The following is a 1,799-nucleotide window of genomic DNA, read 5'->3' as shown; positions in this document are numbered from 1 at the left end:
ACATTGACTATGCCTTTAAGAGTTCAGTTTTGGACGGCTTAAGAATCCCCGCGTCTTTAGACCGGGGAGAAGTCAACGCCAAAGATAATCTCCCGCTATAGCAGAACCGGAAAAGGTGTATTCTTCTCCGTCGCTCCGAAATCCGGCCTCCGAAGTGGGGCGGGCCGCCGATCCGACGTGCTCAAACGAAACTGAGAGTTCAAAGCCGAAAGCGGGCTGCTATATTTTTATAATGAGTGTAAGCGCGAGATATGAGTGCGATCGCCCTAGATTCCCATCCCTCGATCCTGATCGTCGAAGCCGACGAGCTGCTGGCCCAAAATGTCAGCTTGGACTTGCAGGAGTCCGGCTACTACCCCGTCATCGCCCCCACGGCCGCGATCGGCCTGCACCGAGCCACGGAACTGCAGCCGGCCCTGATCGTGGTCGATCGCCTGTTGGGCGGGGAGTCGGGGCTGTCCCTGTGCCGCCAAATCCGAGATCTCGGCCACCGGACGCCGCTGCTCGTGTTCATGGCCCGGGATACGGTGGACGACCGGGTGGCTTGCCTGGAATCCGGGGCGGACGACTATTTTCTCAAACCCTACCGCTCGGAAAGCTTCCTGCAGTTGGTGCGTCTGTACCTGCAACCCGATCGCACCAGCGACGACGTGCTCCGATTCGGCGATTTGATGTTAGACTTGGCGACGAGGCGGGCAGTCCGCAACAACCGGGCGATCGACCTGACCATGAAGGAATTCGAGTTGCTCAAATATCTGATGGAACACCCCCGGGAGGTACTGACCCGGGAGCAAATTCTCGAAAACGTCTGGGGATACGACTTTTTGGGCGAATCCAACGTGATCGAAGTTTACATCCGGTATTTGCGCCTCAAGATCGAAGAGGAAGGGGAGAAACGGTTGATCCAGACCGTCCGGGGTGTAGGATATGTGCTGCGAGATGCCTAGATGTATGAGGAGGCGACCGGAGGCAGGGGGGCACAGGAAGCAGAGGAAGTCAGTTGATATCCGAAATGAAATCGACATTTCACCATCGATCACCCGCTCTTCCATATTGCCAAATTGGGTTGAGTTGTTTGATAACGGGTTTGCTGTTGGCCAGTTGCGGCCAACCGCTCAAGTCTGCCCCCCCGGAACGGGGCGAATCCACCCCCATCGCAGCATCCGAAAATCGAGGACAGATGCTCCCCATCACGGCCCGGGCCACGATCGCCGGCGAGACGATCCAATTGGAAGTGGCGGAAACTCCCGAACAGCAGGCGATGGGCCTGATGTACCGCACCTCCCTCCCGGACGATCGCGGGATGTTGTTTCCCTTCGATTCCCCCCAAATCGCCCGGTTTTGGATGAAAAACTGCAAAATTCCCCTGGACATGATTTTCCTGCGGGATGGGATCGTGCAGTACATCGAGGTCAACGCTCCCCCCTGCACGGCCGACCCCTGCCCCAGTTACGGCCCCGATGTCCCCGTCGATAGCGTCATCGAGTTGCGGGGGGGTCGATCGCTCGCATTGGGCCTGCAGGTGGGCGATCGCATCCCGATCCAATTCCTGGGCGATCGGCCCTGAGAAATAATGGGTTTCAGGATCTTTACAAAAGTTCATTGAATTTGTTAAAAAATTAATGTTAAGCTTCTAGCCAAATGCAAATTTATTTGCTATGCTATGCTTTCTGGCAAGCGCTTTTGTTGGCTTTTCAGTCAACTTCCGGTGCTACCATTATTGGGTCAGCACCCCCGGCTGAAGCACGGGGGCTTCGTGCCCTCCCCTTCAGGTAGCTGACCAGCTATCGCCTTAACTG

2 protein-coding genes are annotated in these 1,799 nt (G+C 56.4%); both read left to right on the top strand.

The features are described from left to right. Positions 1-251 precede the first annotated feature (251 nt). Positions 252-947: a response regulator transcription factor NblR gene (gene nblR / locus LKE08_RS00010; protein ID WP_324702149.1), complete on the top strand. Its 696-nt coding sequence runs from the start codon at positions 252-254 to the stop codon at positions 945-947. A 65-nt stretch (positions 948-1,012) separates the two neighbouring features. Beyond that, a complete protein-coding gene (locus tag LKE08_RS00005; protein WP_375341381.1) occupies positions 1,013-1,567 on the top strand; it encodes a DUF192 domain-containing protein in 555 nt (184 codons plus the stop codon). Positions 1,568-1,799: the final 232 nt, after the last annotated feature.

The sequence above is a fragment of the Lyngbya sp. CCY1209 genome (genome assembly GCF_035615495.1).
Taxonomy (GTDB): Bacteria; Cyanobacteriota; Cyanobacteriia; order Cyanobacteriales; family Microcoleaceae; genus Limnospira.
Note: the sequence above shows the minus strand (reverse complement) of the source record. Positions and strands in the feature narration are given on the sequence as shown.